Annotated in this window: 25 protein-coding genes; 24 read left to right on the plus strand and 1 reads right to left on the minus strand. The window is 39.9% G+C overall.

Translation table 11 applies throughout. The annotated features are described in order from the left end of the window. Positions 1–13: 13 nt before the first annotated feature. The 3 genes from AC0VZ8_RS14960 (at position 14) to AC0VZ8_RS14970 (ending at position 2,066) form a co-directional block, all read left to right on the plus strand. Positions 14–577, plus strand: a complete 564-nt coding sequence (locus AC0VZ8_RS14960) for a DUF6933 domain-containing protein (protein WP_475487368.1) — start codon at positions 14–16, stop codon at positions 575–577. A gap of 223 nt (positions 578–800) precedes the next feature. Continuing rightward, positions 801–1,307, plus strand: a complete 507-nt coding sequence (locus AC0VZ8_RS14965; RefSeq protein WP_475487369.1) for a hypothetical protein — start codon at positions 801–803, stop codon at positions 1,305–1,307. A 177-nt stretch (positions 1,308–1,484) separates the two neighbouring features. After that, a complete protein-coding gene (locus AC0VZ8_RS14970) occupies positions 1,485–2,066 on the plus strand; it encodes an O-methyltransferase (protein WP_475487370.1) in 582 nt (193 codons plus the stop codon). Positions 2,067–2,472: 406 nt separating this feature from the next. Here AC0VZ8_RS14970 and AC0VZ8_RS14975 read toward each other — a convergent pair whose 3' ends face one another. Continuing rightward, complete coding sequence (locus AC0VZ8_RS14975; protein WP_220687457.1) at positions 2,473–2,556, minus strand: putative holin-like toxin; 84 nt, start codon at positions 2,554–2,556, stop codon at positions 2,473–2,475. Positions 2,557–2,932: 376 nt separating this feature from the next. On the opposite strand from AC0VZ8_RS14975, the gene AC0VZ8_RS14980 reads away from it, so the two are divergent. From AC0VZ8_RS14980 to AC0VZ8_RS15080, 21 genes are all read left to right on the plus strand, one after another. Next, entirely contained in the window at positions 2,933–3,586 is a 654-nt protein-coding gene (locus AC0VZ8_RS14980) for a lysozyme inhibitor LprI family protein (protein ID WP_475487371.1), read from the plus strand. A gap of 358 nt (positions 3,587–3,944) precedes the next feature. Continuing rightward, positions 3,945–4,499, plus strand: a complete 555-nt coding sequence (locus tag AC0VZ8_RS14985; protein ID WP_475487372.1) for a class I SAM-dependent methyltransferase — start codon at positions 3,945–3,947, stop codon at positions 4,497–4,499. A gap of 244 nt (positions 4,500–4,743) precedes the next feature. Continuing rightward, complete coding sequence (locus tag AC0VZ8_RS14990; protein WP_260067540.1) at positions 4,744–5,214, plus strand: hypothetical protein; 471 nt, start codon at positions 4,744–4,746, stop codon at positions 5,212–5,214. Positions 5,215–5,424: 210 nt separating this feature from the next. After that, complete coding sequence (locus AC0VZ8_RS14995) at positions 5,425–6,261, plus strand: phosphotransferase family protein (protein WP_475487373.1); 837 nt, start codon at positions 5,425–5,427, stop codon at positions 6,259–6,261. A gap of 147 nt (positions 6,262–6,408) precedes the next feature. Further along, entirely contained in the window at positions 6,409–7,011 is a 603-nt protein-coding gene (locus AC0VZ8_RS15000) for a hypothetical protein (protein WP_475487374.1), read from the plus strand. A 72-nt stretch (positions 7,012–7,083) separates the two neighbouring features. After that, positions 7,084–7,896 (plus strand): class I SAM-dependent methyltransferase, encoded by an 813-nt coding sequence (locus AC0VZ8_RS15005; protein ID WP_475487375.1) that lies wholly within the window; start codon positions 7,084–7,086, stop codon positions 7,894–7,896. 117 nt (positions 7,897–8,013) lie between these two features. Beyond that, positions 8,014–8,244: a hypothetical protein gene (locus tag AC0VZ8_RS15010; RefSeq protein WP_475487376.1), complete on the plus strand. Its 231-nt coding sequence runs from the start codon at positions 8,014–8,016 to the stop codon at positions 8,242–8,244. A gap of 103 nt (positions 8,245–8,347) precedes the next feature. After that, the gene (locus AC0VZ8_RS15015) at positions 8,348–8,989 is read left to right on the plus strand and encodes an HAD family hydrolase (RefSeq protein ID WP_475487377.1); all 642 of its coding nucleotides are present in this window, start codon (positions 8,348–8,350) and stop codon (positions 8,987–8,989) included. A gap of 275 nt (positions 8,990–9,264) precedes the next feature. Next, positions 9,265–10,038 carry a metallophosphoesterase family protein gene (locus tag AC0VZ8_RS15020; protein WP_475487378.1) on the plus strand — a complete coding sequence of 258 codons (774 nt, stop codon included), beginning with the start codon at positions 9,265–9,267 and terminating at the stop codon, positions 10,036–10,038. Positions 10,039–10,361: 323 nt separating this feature from the next. Beyond that, positions 10,362–10,751 carry a hypothetical protein gene (locus AC0VZ8_RS15025; RefSeq protein ID WP_475487379.1) on the plus strand — a complete coding sequence of 130 codons (390 nt, stop codon included), beginning with the start codon at positions 10,362–10,364 and terminating at the stop codon, positions 10,749–10,751. A gap of 198 nt (positions 10,752–10,949) precedes the next feature. Next, positions 10,950–11,555: a nucleoside/nucleotide kinase family protein gene (locus tag AC0VZ8_RS15030; RefSeq protein WP_475487380.1), complete on the plus strand. Its 606-nt coding sequence runs from the start codon at positions 10,950–10,952 to the stop codon at positions 11,553–11,555. Between the two features lie 74 nt (positions 11,556–11,629). Beyond that, positions 11,630–12,058: an HD domain-containing protein gene (locus tag AC0VZ8_RS15035; RefSeq protein WP_475487381.1), complete on the plus strand. Its 429-nt coding sequence runs from the start codon at positions 11,630–11,632 to the stop codon at positions 12,056–12,058. A 142-nt stretch (positions 12,059–12,200) separates the two neighbouring features. Next, positions 12,201–12,656, plus strand: coding sequence for a VOC family protein (locus tag AC0VZ8_RS15040; RefSeq protein ID WP_475487382.1), 456 nt, complete (start codon positions 12,201–12,203; stop codon positions 12,654–12,656). Positions 12,657–12,980: 324 nt separating this feature from the next. Further along, positions 12,981–13,562: a hypothetical protein gene (locus tag AC0VZ8_RS15045; RefSeq protein ID WP_475487383.1), complete on the plus strand. Its 582-nt coding sequence runs from the start codon at positions 12,981–12,983 to the stop codon at positions 13,560–13,562. 226 nt (positions 13,563–13,788) lie between these two features. Further along, positions 13,789–14,118, plus strand: coding sequence for a DUF3024 domain-containing protein (locus AC0VZ8_RS15050; protein WP_475487384.1), 330 nt, complete (start codon positions 13,789–13,791; stop codon positions 14,116–14,118). 380 nt (positions 14,119–14,498) lie between these two features. Next, positions 14,499–14,687, plus strand: coding sequence for a DUF4177 domain-containing protein (locus AC0VZ8_RS15055; protein ID WP_074961996.1), 189 nt, complete (start codon positions 14,499–14,501; stop codon positions 14,685–14,687). Between the two features lie 603 nt (positions 14,688–15,290). Continuing rightward, entirely contained in the window at positions 15,291–16,820 is a 1,530-nt protein-coding gene (locus AC0VZ8_RS15060; RefSeq protein WP_475487385.1) for a PucR family transcriptional regulator, read from the plus strand. A gap of 243 nt (positions 16,821–17,063) precedes the next feature. Continuing rightward, positions 17,064–18,167 (plus strand): DUF917 domain-containing protein, encoded by a 1,104-nt coding sequence (locus tag AC0VZ8_RS15065; protein WP_475487386.1) that lies wholly within the window; start codon positions 17,064–17,066, stop codon positions 18,165–18,167. Next, positions 18,160–19,710 carry a hydantoinase/oxoprolinase family protein gene (locus AC0VZ8_RS15070; RefSeq protein WP_475487387.1) on the plus strand — a complete coding sequence of 517 codons (1,551 nt, stop codon included), beginning with the start codon at positions 18,160–18,162 and terminating at the stop codon, positions 19,708–19,710. The genes AC0VZ8_RS15065 and AC0VZ8_RS15070 overlap by 8 nt, the downstream gene beginning before the upstream one ends. A gap of 764 nt (positions 19,711–20,474) precedes the next feature. Then, the gene (locus tag AC0VZ8_RS15075; protein WP_475487388.1) at positions 20,475–21,005 is read left to right on the plus strand and encodes a phosphotransferase-like protein; all 531 of its coding nucleotides are present in this window, start codon (positions 20,475–20,477) and stop codon (positions 21,003–21,005) included. A gap of 342 nt (positions 21,006–21,347) precedes the next feature. Beyond that, positions 21,348–22,229: a GNAT family N-acetyltransferase gene (locus AC0VZ8_RS15080; protein ID WP_260067554.1), complete on the plus strand. Its 882-nt coding sequence runs from the start codon at positions 21,348–21,350 to the stop codon at positions 22,227–22,229. Positions 22,230–22,542 lie beyond the last annotated feature (313 nt).

Here is a 22,542-nt window from a genome sequence, read left to right on the forward strand (position 1 = left end):
CCAGTGAGGGTTCGTGAATGCACGAACGATATCTGAATCCAGTGCAAGAACGAAAGGAACAAAAGTCATGATTATTTTCAAAACAACGAAAGACACATTAAAAGATCTAAATGCCAAACCAGAAACAATTGAACATACGGATTCTTTCTTTAGTTGGCATGTAAACCTTTTCAAATTATATGGTAGAAAGCACTATGTGTTTATGAATGACTTTTCTAGATTAAGTTTAACTGTCACTGGAATTAGAACAAATCAAGCAAATAAACTAAGAGAAATCTTTAAAGATAATTTGGAAGCTTATTTTGCCGTTGAAGAAATCCCTGATACTCTAGCGCAATATTATTTAGAAAGATGTAGCGAAAAGGCTATTACCAAAACGGATAGTAGAAGTGTTATAAGTACAATGAATGAAATTATGCTTGTTATGAAGACACTAGAGAGCGAAAACGAAGATTTCAGAGATCAAGCTCTACGACACAAGTGGAATAATCGATTTATTTACAAACCAATCGATTATAAATATCCAATTGATGTATTTGTTAAAGAGCTTGAAAGAAGATTTAAAAATGAGAATTAGAGAACCCGAAGACGGCACTGGCTTCAGTTAACATTATTTTCACGCATCGGAGCCTGGCGGCTCCTCGGTCCACCCGAGGAGAAGACATTGAAGCGTGTTCTAGCGGACACATCCGCACCGACTAACCGCATTCGCGGCCGCTTAAGTCGGTTGGACGTCGTGAATATGAGAACGTTATCTGCAATTGCCAAAATATTAAAAACTGTATTAGGAGGGACATGATTTGACTGTAACATTCACTAAAGTTGCTGGAGTAAGCTTTATTATATTATCAATTTTGAGATTCACTTCTGTTATTAATGTTACTGGAAAGTGGTTATTATATATTTCCATTGCTGCGTTTTTTCTTATTCTATACGATTTGGTGCAATTTGTGATTGAAAGAGCATTGGCAAAGAAAGACCAGAAGCCAAAAAGAATTTTAGTTAGCCTACGCTCTTTATTCATTGGATTAGCGGTGCTGGCTATAATAGTCTTGCCTAATATAAAAATCGATCTTTCTGTCAAACAAGTAAATGCTCTTAGTGATGCATTTACGTTAATTAGTTTGGGCATAGCGATAACATTAATAGGATTTAAATCTGAAAGAGATGAATCAATTTCGTTCATTAGGGAAAAGGCAAAAGAAAATGAGATCAAGGAATTTTTAAATTCAGTTGAAGGCGTAAATATTATTAGAAATTATATACAAGAACTATCAGTAGAAAATAAACAGAAGATTGATAAGTGAGGGCAGATTCGAGTAGTAGCAACAGCAGATAACATAATATTCACGCTTCGGGCATACGCTCTCGGTCCGGCAGCGATATTCCTGGAAGCGGGAGCAACCGGACACATTCGACTTTGTCGGGCGTCGTGAATATAACAACGTTATATGAAATACCTGCTATTTGAAAGGAGAGTCAAGATGATGACAACATATCGATCCAATACGTTTATACCTACATTTGTTACCCTAAGCAAAGATTTTGCTGAGAAAGCTGGATTTACTAAATCTTGCACTGATGATTTTGGAAGACTTCTATATACTCTGGCGGGACAGGAAAAGAAGAATATACTTGAGATTGGTACAGGATTCGGAGTAAGTACAGCTTGGATAATTTCTGCAATGTCAAAGGATGCCAAATTAGTTACTGTAAACATCGACCAGAGTCAAGTGAAAAGTGCTATAGAGATATTGGGTAGGGAGAATGTCGAGTTTTTATGCGGTGACTGGAAGGATGCATTGAAAAGGGGACCCTTTGATTTAATATTTGCAGATGTCAAAGATGCGAAAAAGGATAATGCAGAATTATTATTTGAAAGCATGTCAATAGGAGGCTTGTTAATACTTGATGACCTGACTCCAGAAGAATATTGGCCGGATGATTGGAAGGGGAAACCAGATAAGATAAGAAATTTTTGGTTGAATCATCCTAAACTTGCTGCATCGGAATTACTTTTGAACCCTAGGGAAGCTGTGATTATTGCTTCAAAACTAAGTGTCTAAGGATTTTGACAGTGTATTCATAGATGGCATAAACTTCTTATAACAATGCATTCACGTGGCGGACCGGCAAGCTGATCACTGGTCCGCTCGAGGCATTTCGAGGAAGCTGATTTAGGCGGAAAACCCTGCGAGGCTAAGTCCGTTGGACCCGGCGCTCCGCGCCTTAAGCCCCTCGGGTTCGTGAATGCGGGAACGTTAAGTGAAATTACTACAGACAACATTATAGACCTTATATAAATAAAAATAATCAACAAAACCTATAAAAGCGTTATAAAATGAGTTATACTGAGGTAAGAATACGTAAGGAGCCGTGCGCGAACACAACTCCAAAGTACAACAACTGCATAAAGAGCAGTCGGCCACGTAAGATGGTTCGGAAATAGACCGTTATCCTAGCCAGGGCGGTCTATTTCTTTTTCATGTAGGTGAGCAATGCCAAAATGAACATGCCGAACATGAACATTAAGGAAAGTGCATCTTTGACCTCCATGGGCATCACCTCCCTTCTGGGAGATTAGCCGACCGCCCTTATAGCCGTATATTGTACTAGAAAATTATAACATATAAAACATGATGAAATATCATTAAAATACTATAATTACTAGAATACATAGAAAACAATACTCACATCTAAATCGTATATGGGAATGTAAATACAGAGAAGGCAGTAACATCACTTAACAATGCATCTATGCTGCAGGGCATTCGCTCCTTGGTTGTCAGAAGCAAGCTCCTAGGCGTAAATTCAGACAACACACGACCCGACCTAAGATAAGAGCTATCTAAGGCCGGGTCGCGTCATAGATGCGGTAACGTTATGCACCATTACCGGTAAATATTTTAGCTAATATTTAAGGAGATAATTTATGAAAGGTAAGATACTCTTCTTATTTTTTATTACGATAATGTTGTTGTCATCTTGTCAAAATATTAGTCAATCGACTACCTTGAACAGCGAAACTAAATCAATAAAGATTTCTGAACTGCCTCCTGATGTAGTGAGTACAGGTAATGGAACAGAATCGAAAGAAATAACTGAAGGTCGATCAGATCCTTCGAACAATGAAGTGTTTTCTATGAGCATTGGGAACTATGAATTGACTGGGGAATTTTATGATAAAATGCTTCGAAATCCTATAGATCATGATTATGAAGTGGAATTTAATGAATTTCAAAATTCCAAAGAGTTTTCAACATTTGGATGGGGGGCGTTGGAAAGAAAATATACCGAGATTTGGGATAAAGAGTTGAACCAAATATATAAAAAGCTTCTTTCTAAGTTGGATAGAGAACCAAGAGAAGCACTAATTGAATCGCAGAAAGAATGGTTACAGTATCACTTAAGGGAAACAAAATTTGTAGAAAAGACATTTATTAATAATGGAAACCTTGGATCACAAGGATCGGTAAGCCTAGGCAGGGTTATACGGGAGAGAAATAGGGAAAGAACAATGCAATTATTTGAATATCGATATTTGCTAGATGGTGAAGTTGAGTTTTTATACCAAAGTAAAAAATAGAGTTGGAATCTTGATCAAAGGTTTTTAGGTGATGTTTCGAAGACAGTAACGGTGCATAACACTGTATTCACGCTACGGGAGCTTAAGCTCCCTTGATCCGGGCCGAGGAACTTCGGCGAAGCAGAGTCAGCCGGACAACCCAGCGAGCCTAAGTCTGACGACCCGTTCCCTACGGTCACTTAAGGCTCTCGAGTTCGTGAATACGGGAACGTTATGGGAAATCATATGCAAACATTGTTTTAAGCAATTTCAAAAGAAGAAGTTCAACGGAAGTATAGTTACAGTAAATGAAATGATTTAACGTCAAGTATACTTTCTAAGTGATGTAAGTCAATTCAAGATTGGATGGTGGAACTATATGAAAGTGGTCATTGGAGCTGGACAAACAACATTTGATGGTTGGGTCAGTACGCAGGAAGATGAGTTGAATTTACTATCATTAGAAAGTAACAAATTATCTGAGCCTGAGAGTATTGATGCGCTCTTAGCTGAACACGTATGGGAACACTTAACGTATGAAGAAGGTATTATGGCTGCGAAGCATTGTTATCAATTTTTAAAACCTGGTGGGTATATTCGTTGTGCAGTTCCCGATAAGAATTTCCGTAATGATTGGTATCAACAGATGGTTCAAGTCGGTGGTCCTGGACCAGAGGATCATCCCGCAGCGTCTCACAAAATAGTTTATGATGCAAAAACCTTCGTATCATTATTTGAAATCGCGGGGTTTGAAGTATCGTTGTTGGAATATTGTGATGAAAACGGGGACTTTCATTTCAGCTATTGGAATGAAATGGATGGTAGAATAGGTAGATCGTTTCGATTTGATACAAGGAATTCGATTGAAGGGCTAGGAATGGTATCTATTATTATTGATGCAAAAAAACCTCTAATAATAAGAAATCAAACCTAGAAATAAAATGGGAACTTCACTTCATTCGAAGAAGGCTATGACATCGTATAACAATATTTTCACGTTATGGAGCCTTATGGCACCTCGGTCGCAAGAGGCATTTCTGAGAAGTGAAGACAACGGACAACCCTGCACTACCTAACCGCGTCGCGGCCACTCCCGCTGGTCGCTTAAGGCCGTGAGGGTTCGTGAATACGGGAATGTTAAATGAAACCTCGGTATTGTAAGAAAGAAGGAACAACAAATGAGTAAGGAACAATATTTTGAAGATCTTCAAGATATAATAAACGATTTGATTTATATCGGTTCCTCTGAAGCTGATCTTCAAGTGGAAATTGAAACAAATATGTGGAGGATATCACTTTCTCCAGATCTGATTAATCAAATTACAACGGACGACTTCAACGAATTTTTAAATAAAGTTATACAGAATCGGAAAGATCAAATAGAAAGCTCTAGTTCAAATCTAGGTATGTATTTTTATTTATGGTTTGATATTATGGCAAGTCAATTAAGATTCAATCTGATATCTGACATAAACAAGAAATTACCATTTAGCTGTGAAATACAAATATTGAATAATCCAAGAGAAATACTTGATGATTTTTTAGGGACCCCATTTCGTAATGGGTTACCAATAGAAGGACATAATGATGACTCAGAAGATAAAGAATATATGTTAAAGATTTATAAATTACATTTAAAAAAGGACTGATAAGAAAGTAACTCGAAGATGACTGAGCATCAAATAACATAAGATTCACGCTGCGGGCTTACACCGCTTGGTCGCCCGATGTATAATCATGGAAGATAACTCGAACGACTCACGAGCCGACCTAAGATAGGAGCTATCTAAGGCCGGCTCGCGTCGTGAGTACGGAACGTTATGTGAAAGACTAAGTACAAAGAAAGAAGGTTTCAGCTTATGGACAACAACATTTTGTTGCTTAAGTATCCAAATACCCAATTAACAGAACTTACAGGAGGATATACTAACTATACCCTTCTCCTTGAAGGGTCAGATCCACTGGTTATTGCGAAAGTTTTTAATAAAAACAATGGTGACGCTAAGAGTGAATTGAATACCTTGACTCTATTAAACGATTCAGGCGTGTCTCCCAGAATTCATGATTATTTTGAGGACGACACGTCTTCGTATATCATTATGGATTACATACACGGGATAAACGGACAGAGATTTTTAGATCAAGGCGATATGGATAAGACTCGACAAATCTATAAGTGGCTAGGTGTTCGTTTAGCAAGTGAAATACATACAATAAAACACAAAAATGGTCACTCGGATTTACCGATAATTGAGCTGATGAATGGTATCGATTCACTTGACTTCGTACCAAGCGGTTTAAAAGATAAAGTGAAACATTTTCTGGATATTCATATTGAGGAAGACAAAACTTTAATTCATGGTGATTTCGGTCCTCATAACACGATTGTATCCGATAATTCGATGGTTGTGATTGATTGGGAATGGGGAGGATGGGGACATCCTCTTCAAGATATCGCATGGACAGTTTGGTTTGTTCATCTTCATTATCCGGATTTTTGTGAAGAGTTATCTGATATTTTCTTAAGTACATACCGTTTACATTCAACCTTACACATATCAGAGGAAGCGGTAAAAGCATTTGCGATTTCTAGAGTCCTTCATATTTTGAATCGAATTCAGTACGCAAATATAAATGTAAAAACCGAGTGGATTAGAAGATTAGAATGGACATTGAATACGAATTTTGTAGGATGAGTCGGCGAAGAGAGTCCTTCATATAACATATTCTTCACACATCGGGCATACGCCCTTGGTCCGGTCTTCGCCGGACACCCAGCATAGTCGTGAATACAGTAACGTTATAGGGAATCAGCACAAAACATATTTATGGAGGATTAACAATTGAAGATAGTTAGTCAAGTTCAAGAAGATGAAGTAATAGCAGAATTCTTATTTGCAGAGGTTAACTCAGATAGATTTAAGGAAGGAATATTACATGCACTTGGAGAACATGATTTGAATTTACTTATTAAACCTAATTTGAATGATCAAGCCGAGAACCAAATTAGACGAGATATTCTTGGTCAGACAAGGGGGTTCGGTCGCAATACGGATATGTTTGAGAATTTTCCTACAGAAGTTAAATGGTATAAAGCTTTCTTTGAGAAGCAAGATCTAAACGAAGTAATGTACATCAACTATAGTTATTGGAATGAATTATCAAGTAATACTAGACTTCCTTTGCAGGCATCGAAAAATATCATGAATCAAATTGAAGTCTTTGGAATTAGTAACCAAGGATTTCTAGATATCAACTTAGCTCTCAAGAACGGTAAAGTAGTTCCAAGATTAATATTTGTGTCTATGAATGAGAATTCGCGAGTAGTTGTATTAGAAGGTCACGCGCGGTTAACGGCTTATCATTTAGATAACGATTATATACCTGATGAACTTGAAGTAATTATCGGGTTCTCTGATAAGTTTAGCGTATGGGACTTATATTAAGAACATTTTGTAGGTTGTTCATAGATATTAATGCAAATCTGAATTAAAAACTATTCTGGGGAAGGTGTCTTCATGGACAAGAAGTCTGTAAATAGATCAATCATTATTGGCGATGTCGAAGTTGGCATAACCATTTCGGAAAATATGGATAAGAATGTTGTTCATAAGACAAACAGGCTCTATTGGGATACAAAAGGCAATGACTTCTTAAAAGCAATTTCACTTCCTTATTATGGAGGGTTTATCTCAGAAGAAAAATACCAGCTCTTTGGCGATATCTCAGGAAAAAAACTGCTGGAGATCGGCTGCGGCAACGGCCAATCCTTGCAATATCAAGGGGAACGCAACGCATCTGAACTATGGGCTGTGGATATATCGGAAAAACAAATTGAAAAGGCAACGCAGCATTTGGAGTCACTCGGCCTATCGGCAAAATTAATCTGTTCCCCCATGGAAGAAGAATGCGGCATACCGGCGGATTATTTTGACTATGTTTATTCGATTTATGCCATAGGTTGGACAACCGACCTTGAAGGTACCTTTTGCCGTATCGCTACGTATCTTAAAAAAGATGGTGTATTTATTTTCAGTTGGTCTCATCCTATACACAGATGTGTTACTGATGATGATGGTAGGTTTGTTTTTAGAAAGAGTTATTTCGATGAAGCTTGGTATCCGGTAGCTGTTGATGAAGGTGAGCTATTATTAGCGGACCGTAAGCTATCAACCTATGTGAACGCTCTGGCGAAAGCGGGATTTGTAATTGAGCAATTGATTGAGCAAACTGATGATGAGATTATGCAATCGCGGGACGATAAAAGCGATTTGGCCAAGAGAGCGAAGATGCTTCCTGTAACCTTAGTGATTAAGGCAAGAAAACTATAATATCTGATGACAAAGCGAAGCATGTATAAAGAACTTTAGCGGTATCGAGAAAGGCATTGACATCCGATAACACTATGTTGTTCAAACAGAAGAACTATTTTCAGAAGGGACCTGCTGATGAGAAGAAGATATTCTATTGAAAAAGCAGAGTGGTCAGAAACAAGAGAAAAAAAGTACCAGCAAGACTGTAGAGATATTGTATTTAAGTTTGATGATGAGCTTTTACAGCAAGATGACGCTGTTTATTTGAATAGAAAAGAAGGACAAACTTTGGTGATAAAGCCTTTAAATCAAAAAACATTTTGGTGCGAAATATGGTTGAAACTCAAAGACATATACAATACTTAAAAGATTGTTTAAAACCTAGGCAGATCTGATTGAAGAACAATTCAATTTATTAGTTCGAGATAACTTAAGAACTCATGAAGAATATGTAAGGGAGAATGAAACAATGAAAAAGTACATACTCTTCGATCATGATGGTGTTCTGGTTGATACTGAATACTGGTATTACAAAGCGGGAGAACGTGCTCTGGCTGACATTGGATTTACCTTGGATAAAGATCAATACCTCCGCGACATGACCCAGTCGCTGGGCACTTGGTCCCAAGCTAGGGCAGCAGGTATTGATGAACAGACCATAAGCAAGCAGCGTGAGGTCCGCAACGTCTATTATCAGGAATATCTAAGAACAGAAGCCATAGAGATTGAAGGCGTAGTTGAAACTCTAGCCGAACTGTCAAAGTACGTCCGCATGGCCATCGTGACGACTGCAAAACGCGCGGATTTTCAACTTATTCACGAAAAGCGCCAGATTAGAAAATTCATGGATTTCGTCCTTGTTCGCGAAGACTACGAGCGCACCAAGCCGCACCCGGAACCATACTTGAGTGGCCTAAAGCGATTCGGCGTTACCAAAGAAGAGACCCTGGTTGTAGAGGATTCAAGCAGAGGGTTGAACTCAGCCGTGGCGGCTGGTATCAACTGTGCTGTTGTCCATAACGACTTCACAAAAACACATGACTTCTCACTGGCAAGCTATCGAATCAAGACTCTGATTGATCTAAAGGACATTATTCTGAATGTAACCTGAAAGAGCATTCGCCAGCGTGTCCCGTACTCACTTTAAATGATATTGGTGATTGGGTTACAAGAATTCATGAACGGTTAGGAATAGATAAGGACATTGTACGGCAGTCTTTGAAAGTATATTCGTAGATGGCCCCATTATTAAATCATATAACAAAACATTCACGCTACGGGACGGCAAGCCGTCCCTTAGTGCCAGAAGCATGAGCGAGAAAGAATTGCCGGGACACATTCGTACTGGCTAAGATAGGAACTATCTAAGCCAGAGGAACGTCGTGAATGCAGGAACGTTATAAGAATCCACCCAAAATGCATGTACTCTATCTAATTGAGGGAGATAAGATGAGTAGAATTTTAATGATCAGTGATATCCATGGATGTATTAAACAATTTAATGAGTTGTTGGATGCTATTAATTACAACCCTTCAGAAGACAATTTAATATTGCTTGGTGATTACGTTGATAGAGGACCACGAAGTAAAGAAACTGTTGAGCGAGTTAAAGAGCTAGTAAACAACTACAATGTTATTGCTTTACGGGGTAACCATGACCAAAGATTGGTTGATCTTATAAGTACGGACAGTGAAATGGTCCTAGGTAAATTTCTGGAACATGGTGGTACACAAACCCTCCAAAGCTATTGTCATTTTGTTACTGACAATATTGATGAAGAACTGTATAAACACGCTATAGAGTATATACGGGTACATTTTAATAGTCATATAGATTTTCTAGAATCTTTGCCTCTTTATCATGAAGATTTACATCATATCTATGTTCATGCTGGACTCAATCCGAAGTATATAAATTGGCGAGAACAACCTGAAAATGACTTTATGTATATTAAGCGTGAGTTTCATCAATCGGAACCAAGAACTGATAAGCTAGTCATATTCGGTCATACTCGGACTATTGAACTTCATGAATCCTCGGACATCTGGTTCGGTCACGGTAAGATTGGGATAGACGGTGGATGTGCATATGGAATGCAGCTGAATTGTTTGATATTTGACGAAGGCACTTATAATATAGAGAGTATAAAAAATTTATAGGGTAGTTCGAAGAAGTGGCGGCATTACCTAACAATGTGTTCAGGCATAGACGGGCAAACCGCCTCGGTCACTGGAGGTCCGAAGTAGATTCGGAGTGGAATTTCAGTTCCAGGGAAGCAGATTCAGGCGACACATCCGCACCGACTAACACATCGCGGCCGCTCACATTCGTTCGCTTAAGTAGGTGGGACGTAGTCAACACGGAAACGTTATAGGAAAGGAACGTAAATAATAATGTCTGAACCGGTGCTGGGAGAACTCTCTTTAGATGATTTAAAAGAGCAATTAAATCAACAGGAACTGAAGTTAATGAGAGTCAAATCGTGATATTGGATCGAGGGGCTCCTCATAAATCTTCAACGTTACCTGTGGGCAGGATGGCTGTATACTCTTTCATTTATCAAGATAGATTTTTGAAGATAGGTAAAGCAGGGTCTAATAGTAACGAAAGATTTAATAGTCAACACTACGATCCTAAAAATTCACAAAGTAATTTAGCCAAATCATTATTAAACGATCCAAAGCTTGTAGAGTTAAATCTTGATGCAACAAATATTAAAGAATGGATTAAAACCAATACAAGAAGAATAGATTTTTTGGTGGATGCTACGTTGGGAATATTCGTTCTGAACTTAATTGAAGCATTTTTACATTTGAAGTATAGACCAAAATATGAAGGCTATGAAAAACAAAGACCGGTCATTTGGGATTGATTTGTAAGCAGTTCAAGGAAGACCTTCCCATCCTATAAACATAATATTCACGCATCGGGCATACGCTCCTCGGTCCGGCATTTAGGGATGTCAGGAAGTATAGACAGCCGGACACACTTGGCATTCGACAGGCGTCGTGATTACGAGAACGTTAACAGAAATTGCTGTATATGTGCTTAAAAGAAAGGGATCAAAACAATGAATAAATCTGCGTTCACAATCGCAGTCAGTGGTCCATCTGGATCAGGCAAGAGTACATTAACAAAGCAATTAAGAGATAAACTTGTAGATGCAATATCATTCCACTTTGATGACTATGCTTCAACTAATAAATATCCAGATGATTTTGTGGAATGGTTGAAAAAAGGTGCCGACCCTAAATTAGTTCAAAACCCAGATTTTAATAGAGACTTATATGAGTTGGTTCAAGGCAGATCGATAAAACTACCTAACAACCAAATGGTAAAATCAGAAAAATACATTATAGTTGAAGAACCTTTCGGTAGAGGTCGGGGAGGAATGGCCGAACTAATTGATTTTGTAGTCTGTATTGATATTCCATTAGAGGTAGCACTAGCTCGTAGGATTTTAAGAGGGATACAAAATGCTGAGTACTCTCCAAGTGAAACTTTAAAAAACTTCGAAGAATATTTGTCTCAATATCTTATAGTAGTGCGAAATTTATACCAAGCTATAAATTCAAATGTCATGGCCGATTGTGATTTAATTGTATCTGGTCTTGAACCAATGGATGTAATCACGGACAAAATAATAATAGAGCTTGAGAAACGAAGTATAATATAACTCCAAGAAGACAGTAACATCAACCGGACAACCCTTCACCGACTAAGAGCATTTTAAAGAATGGAGTGACCTCTTTGGATATTGAAGTAGCAATTTCAATAGCTCTAAAAGCTCATAAAGGCCAAGTTGATAAAGGCGGAAACCCATATATTTTACACCCATTAGCAGTTATGAACAGGGTTGAAACAATTGAAGAGAAGATAGTTGCAGTTCTTCATGACGTTGTAGAAGATACGGAAGTAACAATTGATCAACTAAAAGAAACAGGATTTTCAGAAGAGATACTTGAGGCTATTAATTTATTAACAAGAGCTAAGGAAGACAGTTATGAAGAATTCATTGATAAAACATTAAAGAACCGAATAGCTAGAAATGTAAAGATAGCTGATATTAAAGAGAATATGAATTTATCAAGAATACAAGATCCTTCAGAACAAGATTACATGCGACTCGAGAAATATAAAAGAGCATTGGAAAGACTGGAAAGACAATTTGAAAGTTAATCAGGAAGAGGGTATAGGCGTAACACCATGTTCACGCTTCGGGTCATTCGCCTACAGTCCGGCAGAAGGAAATAGTGATTCTTTAATAAAATGATCTTGAAGATTATCTGGTTAGAAATTTGCACACGAGGAGAAAAAAACTATGGAAAAAAATAAATTACTAAGAATGGACAATGTCGGTATCGTTGTAGAATCCCTTGATGACGCAATTTCTTTCTTTGAGGAGATTGGCTTGATCCTCGAAGGGCGAACCACTGTTGAAGGGGAATGGGCTGGTCGCGTAACCGGACTAGGTTCTCAGTGTGTAGAGATTGCTATGATGGTTACCCCAGATGGCCACAGCCGGCTTGAGCTTTCGCGATTTCTCACCCCACCTACGATATCCGATCACCGGACGGCTCCTGTAAACTCCCTTGGTTATTTACGCGTCATGTTCACAGTTCAAAACATTGATGAGATGGTATCCAGACTCACTACAAAGCATGGTGCGCAACTCGTTGGCGAAATGGTTCAATACGAGGATTCGTATCGGCTCTGCTACATTCGTGGAACCGAAGGGCTTCTAATCGGTTTGGCGGAACAACTCGGTAACAAATGAGTAAGTGACGGTTTTTTTAAAAAAAAGTCTACTGAAATATACGTTAATAGAGTAAAAATAAAAAAGAAAAGCTGTGTGAAAGTATCTCGAAGAAGTTGGGTGCGTCATATAACAGCATATTCACGCATTGAGCATTCGCCAACGGTCAGGGGATGTTATTGGCAGGGAAGTGTAGGCTGCGGACACATCCGACATTCGTCGGACGTCATGAATACTGATTACGAGATTATTATAATTTATGAATTACGCACTACGGCTAAAAGTAAAAACTATAATGTATATACATTATGAGAAGGGTGTAATTGTAGGGGAGAGTAGCTAATTGTGAAGAAATCCTACTTCTTTTTACTTATTCTGGTTATTTTGTTTTTATCGGCTTGTCAATCATCAGAACAATTAAAGCCGACAAAAGAAGAAACCATTGATTTCGACATAAACACTGCAATTGAAATGGTTGAGAAGAAGGAAAAAATGATCATTGATTTAGCATTGAGAGAAAAGGTGTCAAAACTGGAGTATAAGGAATTAGAGAAGTCCTTTACCGAAGAGTTTGGAGTCCATGCTAAGGATATTCTATCTATATTATTTATTCATAATATGGATTCCGATCCCGAGTCAGATATGTATGTACAACAGGACACATTATACCCAACACTCTTTCATGAAGGAATAACCATAACAAATGCGGTCGTTTATAAGAGCTACTTCGAGAATGAGTTTTTTAATCAAACCAGATTAAGCATTGAGGAGAAATATGTTGGTGATGATGAGAAGTTAAAGGATTGGAAAAGAGAATACATATTTACTCCAAACAAAAATGGTGAATGGGAATTAAATGGATTTTCTGGAGTGATGAATTTTTTAGGCGAAGATTATAATATGAATTATTTAGAGTTAAAGAGGTAAATAGTTAACCATCGAAGACCATCACATATCGATATGGCAAAAGAATCTTGTGGAGAATAAGCTACGATTTACCGAGGTATATTGCGCTCGAACCAAAATAAGTCATACCATGATTCCACGGCGCTACACGCCTTAAGCCTCTCGGGTTCGTGAATACAAGAACGTTATGAGACATCATCATGATATAATCAAAGCAAAACCGATTAGGGCAGGAGAGATAGAATCCATGGATGATTTTACGAAGAAGCGGATTATGAAAATCATGGACCAATACACCCAAAATGCAGTACCAGAACATGTGAAAAGCCAGATTAGAATCAGTTACAAGATCAGAGGAAATCATGTGACATTGATTGAAGAAAGACAAGGATACAAAAGCGAGCAATGGGTGCAGCTGCCAGTAGCTCAGTTCAGATTAGATGAGAATGAATGGAATATATATTGGCAAGACAGTAAAGGGAAATGGCATTTCATAGATGATATAGAACCGAATGAAAATTTTGAAATACAGTTAAAGATCGTGGACGAAGGGCATAACGGAATGTTTTGGGGTTAGCTCCAACTGGTCAATGACATCTCATAACATAATATTCAAGAAGCGACTCCTTGCGGAGCCTTGGTCTGCTGGATGGATTTCGGAGAGAAATTTCAGCAGACACATCCGCCTTCGTTGGACGTCGTGAATACGGAAACGTTAGATAAAATTAATGAGATTAAAACCATGAAAAACAGAAGGGTCATGAACAATTTATTATTGAAATTAATGGATATTTTGCACAATCCAATCCTTTGTTTAGATTTAGAATTTAGCAAGAGTTACATAATAAATGAAAAAAAGAAGAGATTGAAGTCCTTGAATTGACATATTAGTGATACAGACATTGATCGTATCTACAAACCACAGTACTAAACAAACTGAGAACGGAGGGAGATAATATGTACGAATATACCTTTGTTGACACTTCATTGGGTGGATTTTTCTCAGATGCAACACATCAACAGACAATTATTGAATATGCAAGAGAGGGGTGGCGGTTAGTTCAAGTACTTCCCACTAATTATAATGGATATGGAAAGCCAACTCATTACGAGATTATATTTGAAAGACCAGTACAAAATAGTTGAAAATTTAAAGTTTATGAAGTGAGAGCATCTCAAAGAGGACATCATTTCATCTAACTGCGTATTCGCGCAGGCGTCAGGCGTGTTGCCTTGGTCCCACCTCACATAACATTACATCTACGCAGCGGGCATTCGCCCCTTGGTTGTCAAAAGTTCAGGCATAGAAGAATATACAGACGTTACACGCCCCGGGCTTAGATAGCACTTATCTAAGGCAGGGGCGCGTCATGAATGCGGGTGCGTTATAAGAAAACCTTAACAGGGGATGAATATTGGTACGAGTCGAATTTTAACGGAAGCATCTTGTGAACCTGGCCGAGTGTGCAAAAAATTCATAGTTGGCAAAGGAACTTACTTGGTTGCTTATCATAACGAGGGTTATACTAATATTGATGAATCCTATCTTAGGCTGCTGTGTTATACCGAGCATCATAGCTTTGTTTTAACAGGCTATTTCTACGAGGATCTCCTTCTGGATGAATAATCTATTAAGGACTACGCACCGATTGAAGAATAAGAGCAGCATGAATCGAACAAAAAAGTGGTGGTTAAATTGGGGTAACCGTTAAAGAATTACTGCAGCTGCCTTCATTTAGAGGAGCTCAGGTGGTCACTGGAACAAGCAGGCTACATCAGACCGTTTCCTCTTTATCAGTTTTAGAGGTGGCAGATGTCAATTTCTTCTCGCAAATTATTCAAACCGTACAAGAAGAGTGGTATGCCGAAGAGCTGGTCATTAGCTCTTTTTATTCCATTAAGGACAGCGTGGAGCAGCAATGCAAAACGGTTCAATATTTGCATGAACTTGGTGAAGTGGGATTGATTTTGTACTATGTTGGCATTATCATGCCAGATATAGCCGATGAAGTGCTCGAACTGGCCGAATCTCTGAATTTTATTATCATTTGCATGCCGAGAAACGATTACTCACTTAGATATAATGAAGTCATTTATGAAGTCATGGAAGCGATCGTAAGCAATCAGAATGTGAATGAGCATTTCGTGAATGAATCACTGGAAAAGGTCTCGCTGCTGCCGGAACATTTGCGTAGCGTGGAAATTACGCTTAAACTGCTGTCGGACCGGATGAAAGCGAACATCGTCCTGACAAACAGCAGCCTGGATATCATCAATCGTGTCATGTGGCCGCGGAATTCATCGCTCGATGTTGCGAATTTAATCCGGTCCATGGGACCTTCCATTCTGAACGACAGAATGGGAGAAGGCGAGCTGGATTCGTCCTGCTTTGTTGAATACAAACGTGTTCATCAAAAAAACGGGGAGGTCCTTTACCTGTTTCTCATTAAAGAGAATACGAAGCTGCCTCCGAAGACGATGGAGCAAATCAGCGAGGTGGTGCAGGTGGCCATCAATTTATGGGGAGACAAGCATAACGAGGTCAGCGAATACGCTTTGGTTAAAGCCATCGTGAATGATGAAAGCGAAAAAATGCGCAGATTGGCCAGTTTGCTCTATATTGATGTTTCCGCCATCCAAATGATGTGGCTGGTTTACATTCGGGATCTGTCGGAGGAAAGAAGGATAAGGGAAGACTTAAAAGGGCATCTCTCGCAATATTATAAAACCGCGGTCATTCAAACGATCGATCACTGCGTTGTCGTGTTGCTAGGGAATTGTTCATATAAATACAATGAGTTTGAAATCGCAGCGGAATATATCGAATCCACGAGTCTCACCGCTGAAATATCAAGCATCGTTTATTCTCCGAGGATGCGGAACACACAGGACGTACGCCGCATGTACCAGCTCGTAAACGGAGTCTCTAAAGAGGTTCACCGCATCTATCATCACCGCAAACTATACACCGCGGCTGAAGTCCGTTCCATGAAACGGGCTATAGACCTCAGCAAACAAGGGGAAGAGATGACTGAGGAATGCTTGTCCGTTTTGGAGCCTATTATGGACGACACTGACGCAATGAACACCCTGATAACTTTTCTTCTGGATGCGAAGGGGAATATGGATGACTGCAGCAAGCTGTTGTTCGTCCACAAAAATACGGTGAAATATCGCATTAAAAAAATTTGCGAGCTCATAGGATATGATGTGACCATCAATTCGGAATCGTACGATGTTTATACCGCTTGCATGGTCTACCGTCTCATCCATAACTAAAAAATTCCGATGTTTTGTCCAATAAGACAAAAACATCGGATTTTTTTTTGTTTTCTGAAAAAGACGCTGACCTGCTTCATCTTTTACAATAAGAAAAGAACATTCGAACTGTCCTGACGATTGCTTACCAGAACAGCGAAATTACCGAATCAGCCGTTGATCGGGATTGTCGTTTCTTTTGTCGAATATTATGCAGGCTATCGTTTATCGGCTCAGAAATCCGAAATATTGGAGGAAGAATGAATGAGATATTTAGATAAAGCAGCTGTTGAAAACATCGCCGTTGGCGCAGCATTTCTGGGAACCGGCGGAGGGGGAGACCCTTACATCGGTAAATTGATGGCTCTCTCGGCCATTGAGAAGTTTGGTCCTGTCAAACTATGTTCAGTCGATGAGATTGAGGATGAGGACTTTTTCATTCCGGCCGCGATGATGGGGGCGCCATCCGTATTAGTGGAGAAATTCCCTAGAGGGGACGAGTTTGTTAAGGTTTTTCAGAAATTAGCGAATTACTTGGGAAAAGAACGGATCGCCGGCACGTTTCCGATGGAAGCGGGAGGCGTCAATTCCATGATTCCCATCGTTGTTGCGGCGCAGCTGGGATTGCCTCTGATCGACTGTGACGGTATGGGGCGGGCCTTCCCGGAGCTGCAAATGGTGACGTTTAACCTGGATGGCATTCCGGCGACACCGATGGCGATTACGGATGAAAAAGGGAATATCGGCATCTTTGAGACCATTGATAATAAGTGGACGGAACGGCTCGCCAGAGCGGCCACGGTTGAAATGGGCGCCAGTGCTTTAGTAAGCCTGTACCCGGCAACGGGTGCTCAAATCAAGCAGAGCGGCGTTCATCATATCGTGACCCTGTCCGAACAGATCGGAGCCATCATTACATCGAAGAATCGGGACGCAGGCGATAAGCTTCAAGAACTGCTGAGACTTGTGTCCGGCTATGAACTTTTCCAAGGTAAAATTGTGGACGTTATCCGGGAAACCAAGGGCGGATTTAACCTCGGCCAGATGCATCTTGAAGGAATCGAGGCGTTTAAAGGCGGAGAGATGAAGGTTCATTTTCAAAATGAAAACCTGATTGCTGAAAAGAACGGTCAAGTGGTAGCGATGACCCCTGATTTGATCTGTCTGGTTGATTACGAAACCTTGTCGCCTGTAACTACGGAGAGCCTGAAATACGGAAAACGCGTACGGGTTATTGGGCTGCCCGCTCATGATAAGTGGAGAACGGAAAAGGGAATCCAGACGGCAGGACCAAGATACTTCGGATATGATTACGATTATGTTCCTATTGAGGAAATGGTGAAAAAGGCGGTGGCTGAGAATGTATAGAATCGGGATCGATGTAGGCGGCACCAACACGGACGCCATCATTTTGGATGAGAATTATCATCTGGTTCATGCGGTGAAATCACCAACAAGTCTAGATATTAAAACGGGTATTGAAACCTCGTTCCGGAATTTGCTGCAGGAATCGAATATGGATAAAACCCAAATAACGCATGCCATGTTAGGTACAACACAGTGCACGAATGCCATTGTTGAACGCAAAAAGCTGGCCCAAGTCGGCGTCATTCGTCTGGGTTACCCGGCAACCGCTTCCGTTGCGCCGTACACGTCCTGGCCTGAGGACATGGTTCAGTCGCTGTCGGGTAAATATGCTCTCGTTCATGGCGGATATGAATATGACGGCCAAGTGCTTGGAGAAGTCGATGAAGCTGAAATTAAAGCTCTTTTAGAGGAATGGGGGAGCCGTGTCGAGTCCATCGCGGTTATTGGTGTGTTTTCATCCATTAAAAATGATCAGGAGCTTCAGGTTCGCGATCTCATCCATCAAGTATATGGACCGGAATTCCCTGTTTCCTGCTCCTCCCTGATCGGTTCGGTAGGATTAATTGAGAGGGAAAATGCGACCATACTCAATGCAGCATTGTGCAAGGTTATTGAAACGACAACCCAAGGATTTGTGCAGGCGTTAGAAGAAGAAGGCATCACAGACGCAGCGGTGTTTTTATGCCAGAATGACGGTACTTTAATGTCGATCGATTACGCTAAACAATTTCCGATCCTAACCATTGCATGCGGGCCAACGAACAGCATACGCGGTGCCTCTTATTTGGCGAAGATTAAAGATACGATGGTTCTCGACGTGGGAGGGACTACATCGGACATCGGGGTTTTGCAGGACGGGTTCCCAAGAGAATCTTCGGTTGCAGTTGAGGTTGGCGATATCCGCACGAATTTCCGCATGCCGGATATTATCTCGGTTGGGCTGGGCGGCGGAAGCATCGTGCGCTCGGAGAACGGCAAAATTACGGTGGGCCCTGACAGCGTAGGATACAAGATTGGACAGGAAGCCTTGGTCTTTGGCGGGCATACGCTGACCACAACAGACATTGCCGTACGGCTGGGTCTCGCAGACGTCGGGGATAAGAGCTTGGTAGCGCATCTGGATGAAGACTTCGCTAAAAAGGTGCAAGCTGAAATTGCAATCATCATTGAGCAGGCCATTGACAAAATGAAGACATCGTCGGGAGACGTTGAGCTTGTTTTGGTAGGCGGCGGCAGTGTCGTTATACCGGACACGATTCGCGGGGTATCCCATATGATTAAGCCTGAGAACGGGGGCGTAGCCAACGCCATTGGCGCATGTATTGCTCAAATCAGTGGACAATATGAACAAATTTATATCTATTCTACTGAGCCCCGTGAGGATTCATTAAAAGATGCGCAAGAAAAAGCCGTGAAGCAGGCGGTGCTGGCTGGCGCTGATCCGGCTACGGTGGAGCTCGTGGAAGTGGAAGAAACCCCGCTGGCTTATCATCCGGGAAATGCAACGAGACTGAGAGTGAAAGTCGTAGGAAACATGAAGTAGAAGAGAGGCTTCACATAAGTTTAAACAACTTGTGTGAGGCTTTTTTTGTACTTAACCTCGTATCCACGCTGCGGGCCTTGTCCCTTGGTTCGCAAGATGAGGGGACAGTGAAGCTGAATCAGCTCACTACCCTGCGAGGCTAAGATGGTCGGACACGGCACATTCGGGCCATAAGCCTCTCGGCGTAGATACAAGAACGTTAACTGAAATTACCGCAGACAGCATTACAGATCTTATATGAATAAAAATAAACAAACAAAACCTATAAAAGTGTTATAAATTGAGTTATACTGAGGTAAGAATAAGTAAGGAGCCGTGCTGGAACACGACTCCAAAGCACAATAACTGCATAAAGAGCAGTCGGCCACAGGAGTTAGGTCGAGAAACAGACCGTTACCTTAGCGAGGGCGGTCTATTTCTTTTTCATGTAGGTGAGCAATGCCAAAATGAACATACTGATATTATCATGAATTACGAATTGAGAAAATAAAAGATTGAATAACAAAAGTATGTATTGCAGGAATCACAAGATAGGCAGTAACATCACTTAACAATGCATCTACGCTGCGGGGCTTTCGCTCATTGCTTGTTGGACGATTTTACGATGAAGAATATTCTGACAACTCACGACCCGGCCTAAGATAAGACTATCTAAGGCCGGGTCGCGTCGTAGATGCGAGATCGTTATACGAAAGAACGAAGAAAAAATATATAAGGCTGATGAGTAAATGTACATTAAACCCATGCAAAGGAAGTTGAGAACTTTGGATAAAGGGAGAATTATATTTTTGAATGGCGTTACAAGTTCAGGTAAAACCTCAATAGTAGAAGCTATGCAATCATACTCGAAACCATTTTTTTATGTAGTTGCCAATGATCTTTTTGAAAATACGATTGGTGATAAACATCTGCAGACAGACTACTGGAAGTATTTAAGTGAAGTAATAATTATAATGTATCATACAGCAAAATTATTTTCGGATAGTGGAAAGCATGTAATAATCGATGGGATACTTGTTGAAAGACCTGAGTTAAAGCCACATTATGATAAAGTCAAAGAGATTTTTAGTGGCTACCCTTTGGAGATAGTCGAGGTGTACTGTCCTCTAGATCTTTGTCGTAAGCGAAATATAGAACGTGGTGACAGAAAAGAAGTACAATCAGATGAGCAAAATAAAATAATGTCACAAAACATTCGTTATAGCTGCTCAGTGGACACGAGTTTGAATACACCAGAAGAATGTGCAGAAATTATTATTACATCATTATTCAAAAAGAATGATAAACAATCGTAAATGAATATTATTGATAGCGACTCACAGGAGTCGGGTTCATCGGATAACAACGTGATCTAGCTTCGTGGCTATCGTCACTCGGTCTCTCGAGGAGTATCATGGAAGTAGATCAAGGTAGACGACCGGTTCCCTAAGATAAGACTATCTAAAGCCGGGTCGCGTCGTGAATACATGAACGTTACAAGAAATAGCAGCAAGACATCATAATTGTTTCTACTCTATCAAACGGAGTGAACCCCTTTAGTTATAATTGATCTTTACCACCAAACGATTGGAGGTAAGGGATATAGTTTACTTAAGGTTAATGACATAAAAATTAATTATATTTCTGGGGGGCTTAAAATGAATATTATTTTTAGAAGATTCGATGATTCTTGTTATGATAATGTTTGCGATTTTTTGATTGAATTATCAGAATATGACCGTAATCATATAAATTGGAATTGGGCCAGGTGGGAGTGGATGTTTTTTCATCCTGAATTTAATAGAGACTTAATGGATAAGATTGGCTTGTGGTATTGTAATGAGAAGTTAGTAGGTATAGCAACCTATGACCACTATTTCGGTGAAGCATTTTTTGCAACTAAACAAGGGTTTGGAGAATTAGAAAAAGATATATTGGAATATGCCATTGCTACTTTCAGTAATGAAAATGGCCTTGGGATTGCGGTGAATGACAAGGATACTCACACTCTAAATTTATTGCCCAGTAAGAAGTTTGTGGAGAATGATCTGACTGAAAACATACTTGAACTTAAATTAGAGAATGTTAGCCTTGATTTTACAACTCCTGAAGGGATAATAGTAAAAAATATTGATATAAAAAATGATTTATATAAGCTTCATCATTTGCTATGGAGGGCATTTGACAACGAAGGATCTGTACCTGTTGATGAAGCTACTATGAGTAAGCAAAAAGTAATGTTGTCAGCAAGAAATTTAAATTCATTCCTACATATTGTTGCAGAAAATGCAGATGGGGAATATGTTGCATACTGCGGCTTATGGTATAGGCAGAATACGGATTATGTCTATGTTGAACCTGTATGTACAATTCCGGAGTATCGGCAAATGGGACTTGGAAAAGCAGTGGTTTTAGAAGCCTTGAAGAGAGGCCGCTCCTTAGGTGCTGAAAAAGCATATGTTATTTCTGATAGTTCTTTTTATAAGTCATTAGGCTTTCAACAGCATTCACATTATACTTTCTATTGGCACCACATCTGATGTTTCAATCATGGATTTATGCTTGTTCATACATGTTTAAGAGCATGCTAGAGAAGTGAATCAACGAGGCCAAGCCTCCTCCCTTTGAGATCGGCTTGTTGGAATGGACGGACGAGAGGATCGATTTATTATTGGGATACAACAGGAAATGAAGTAAAATGCAAATTTTTTGGCGATGTTTCAGGAAAAAGATGTTAGAAATAGGCTGTGGGAACGGTCTATCCTTGCAATATCATGGGGCTTGGCGAAAGCAGGGTTTGTTATTGAACAAATGATTGAGGAAACCGAGCATGAAATAACAAAATGCAGATGA

Source organism: Paenibacillus sp. QJM3NY_38 (assembly GCF_056173265.1).

Coding starts and splice junctions, on each gene's coding strand:
- AC0VZ8_RS14970 (WP_475487370.1), top strand. CDS start 1,485: ATGATGACAACATATCGATCCAATACGTTTATACCTACATTTGTTACC.
- AC0VZ8_RS14975 (WP_220687457.1), bottom strand. CDS start 2,556: ATGGAGGTCAAAGATGCACTTTCCTTAATGTTCATGTTCGGCATGTTC.
- AC0VZ8_RS14980 (WP_475487371.1), top strand. CDS start 2,933: ATGAAAGGTAAGATACTCTTCTTATTTTTTATTACGATAATGTTGTTG.
- AC0VZ8_RS14985 (WP_475487372.1), top strand. CDS start 3,945: ATGAAAGTGGTCATTGGAGCTGGACAAACAACATTTGATGGTTGGGTC.
- AC0VZ8_RS14990 (WP_260067540.1), top strand. CDS start 4,744: ATGAGTAAGGAACAATATTTTGAAGATCTTCAAGATATAATAAACGAT.
- AC0VZ8_RS14995 (WP_475487373.1), top strand. CDS start 5,425: ATGGACAACAACATTTTGTTGCTTAAGTATCCAAATACCCAATTAACA.
- AC0VZ8_RS15005 (WP_475487375.1), top strand. CDS start 7,084: ATGGACAAGAAGTCTGTAAATAGATCAATCATTATTGGCGATGTCGAA.
- AC0VZ8_RS15010 (WP_475487376.1), top strand. CDS start 8,014: ATGAGAAGAAGATATTCTATTGAAAAAGCAGAGTGGTCAGAAACAAGA.
- AC0VZ8_RS15015 (WP_475487377.1), top strand. CDS start 8,348: ATGAAAAAGTACATACTCTTCGATCATGATGGTGTTCTGGTTGATACT.
- AC0VZ8_RS15020 (WP_475487378.1), top strand. CDS start 9,265: ATGCAGGAACGTTATAAGAATCCACCCAAAATGCATGTACTCTATCTA.
- AC0VZ8_RS15030 (WP_475487380.1), top strand. CDS start 10,950: ATGAATAAATCTGCGTTCACAATCGCAGTCAGTGGTCCATCTGGATCA.
- AC0VZ8_RS15040 (WP_475487382.1), top strand. CDS start 12,201: ATGGAAAAAAATAAATTACTAAGAATGGACAATGTCGGTATCGTTGTA.
- AC0VZ8_RS15050 (WP_475487384.1), top strand. CDS start 13,789: ATGGATGATTTTACGAAGAAGCGGATTATGAAAATCATGGACCAATAC.
- AC0VZ8_RS15055 (WP_074961996.1), top strand. CDS start 14,499: ATGTACGAATATACCTTTGTTGACACTTCATTGGGTGGATTTTTCTCA.
- AC0VZ8_RS15065 (WP_475487386.1), top strand. CDS start 17,064: ATGAGATATTTAGATAAAGCAGCTGTTGAAAACATCGCCGTTGGCGCA.
- AC0VZ8_RS15070 (WP_475487387.1), top strand. CDS start 18,160: ATGTATAGAATCGGGATCGATGTAGGCGGCACCAACACGGACGCCATC.
- AC0VZ8_RS15080 (WP_260067554.1), top strand. CDS start 21,348: ATGAATATTATTTTTAGAAGATTCGATGATTCTTGTTATGATAATGTT.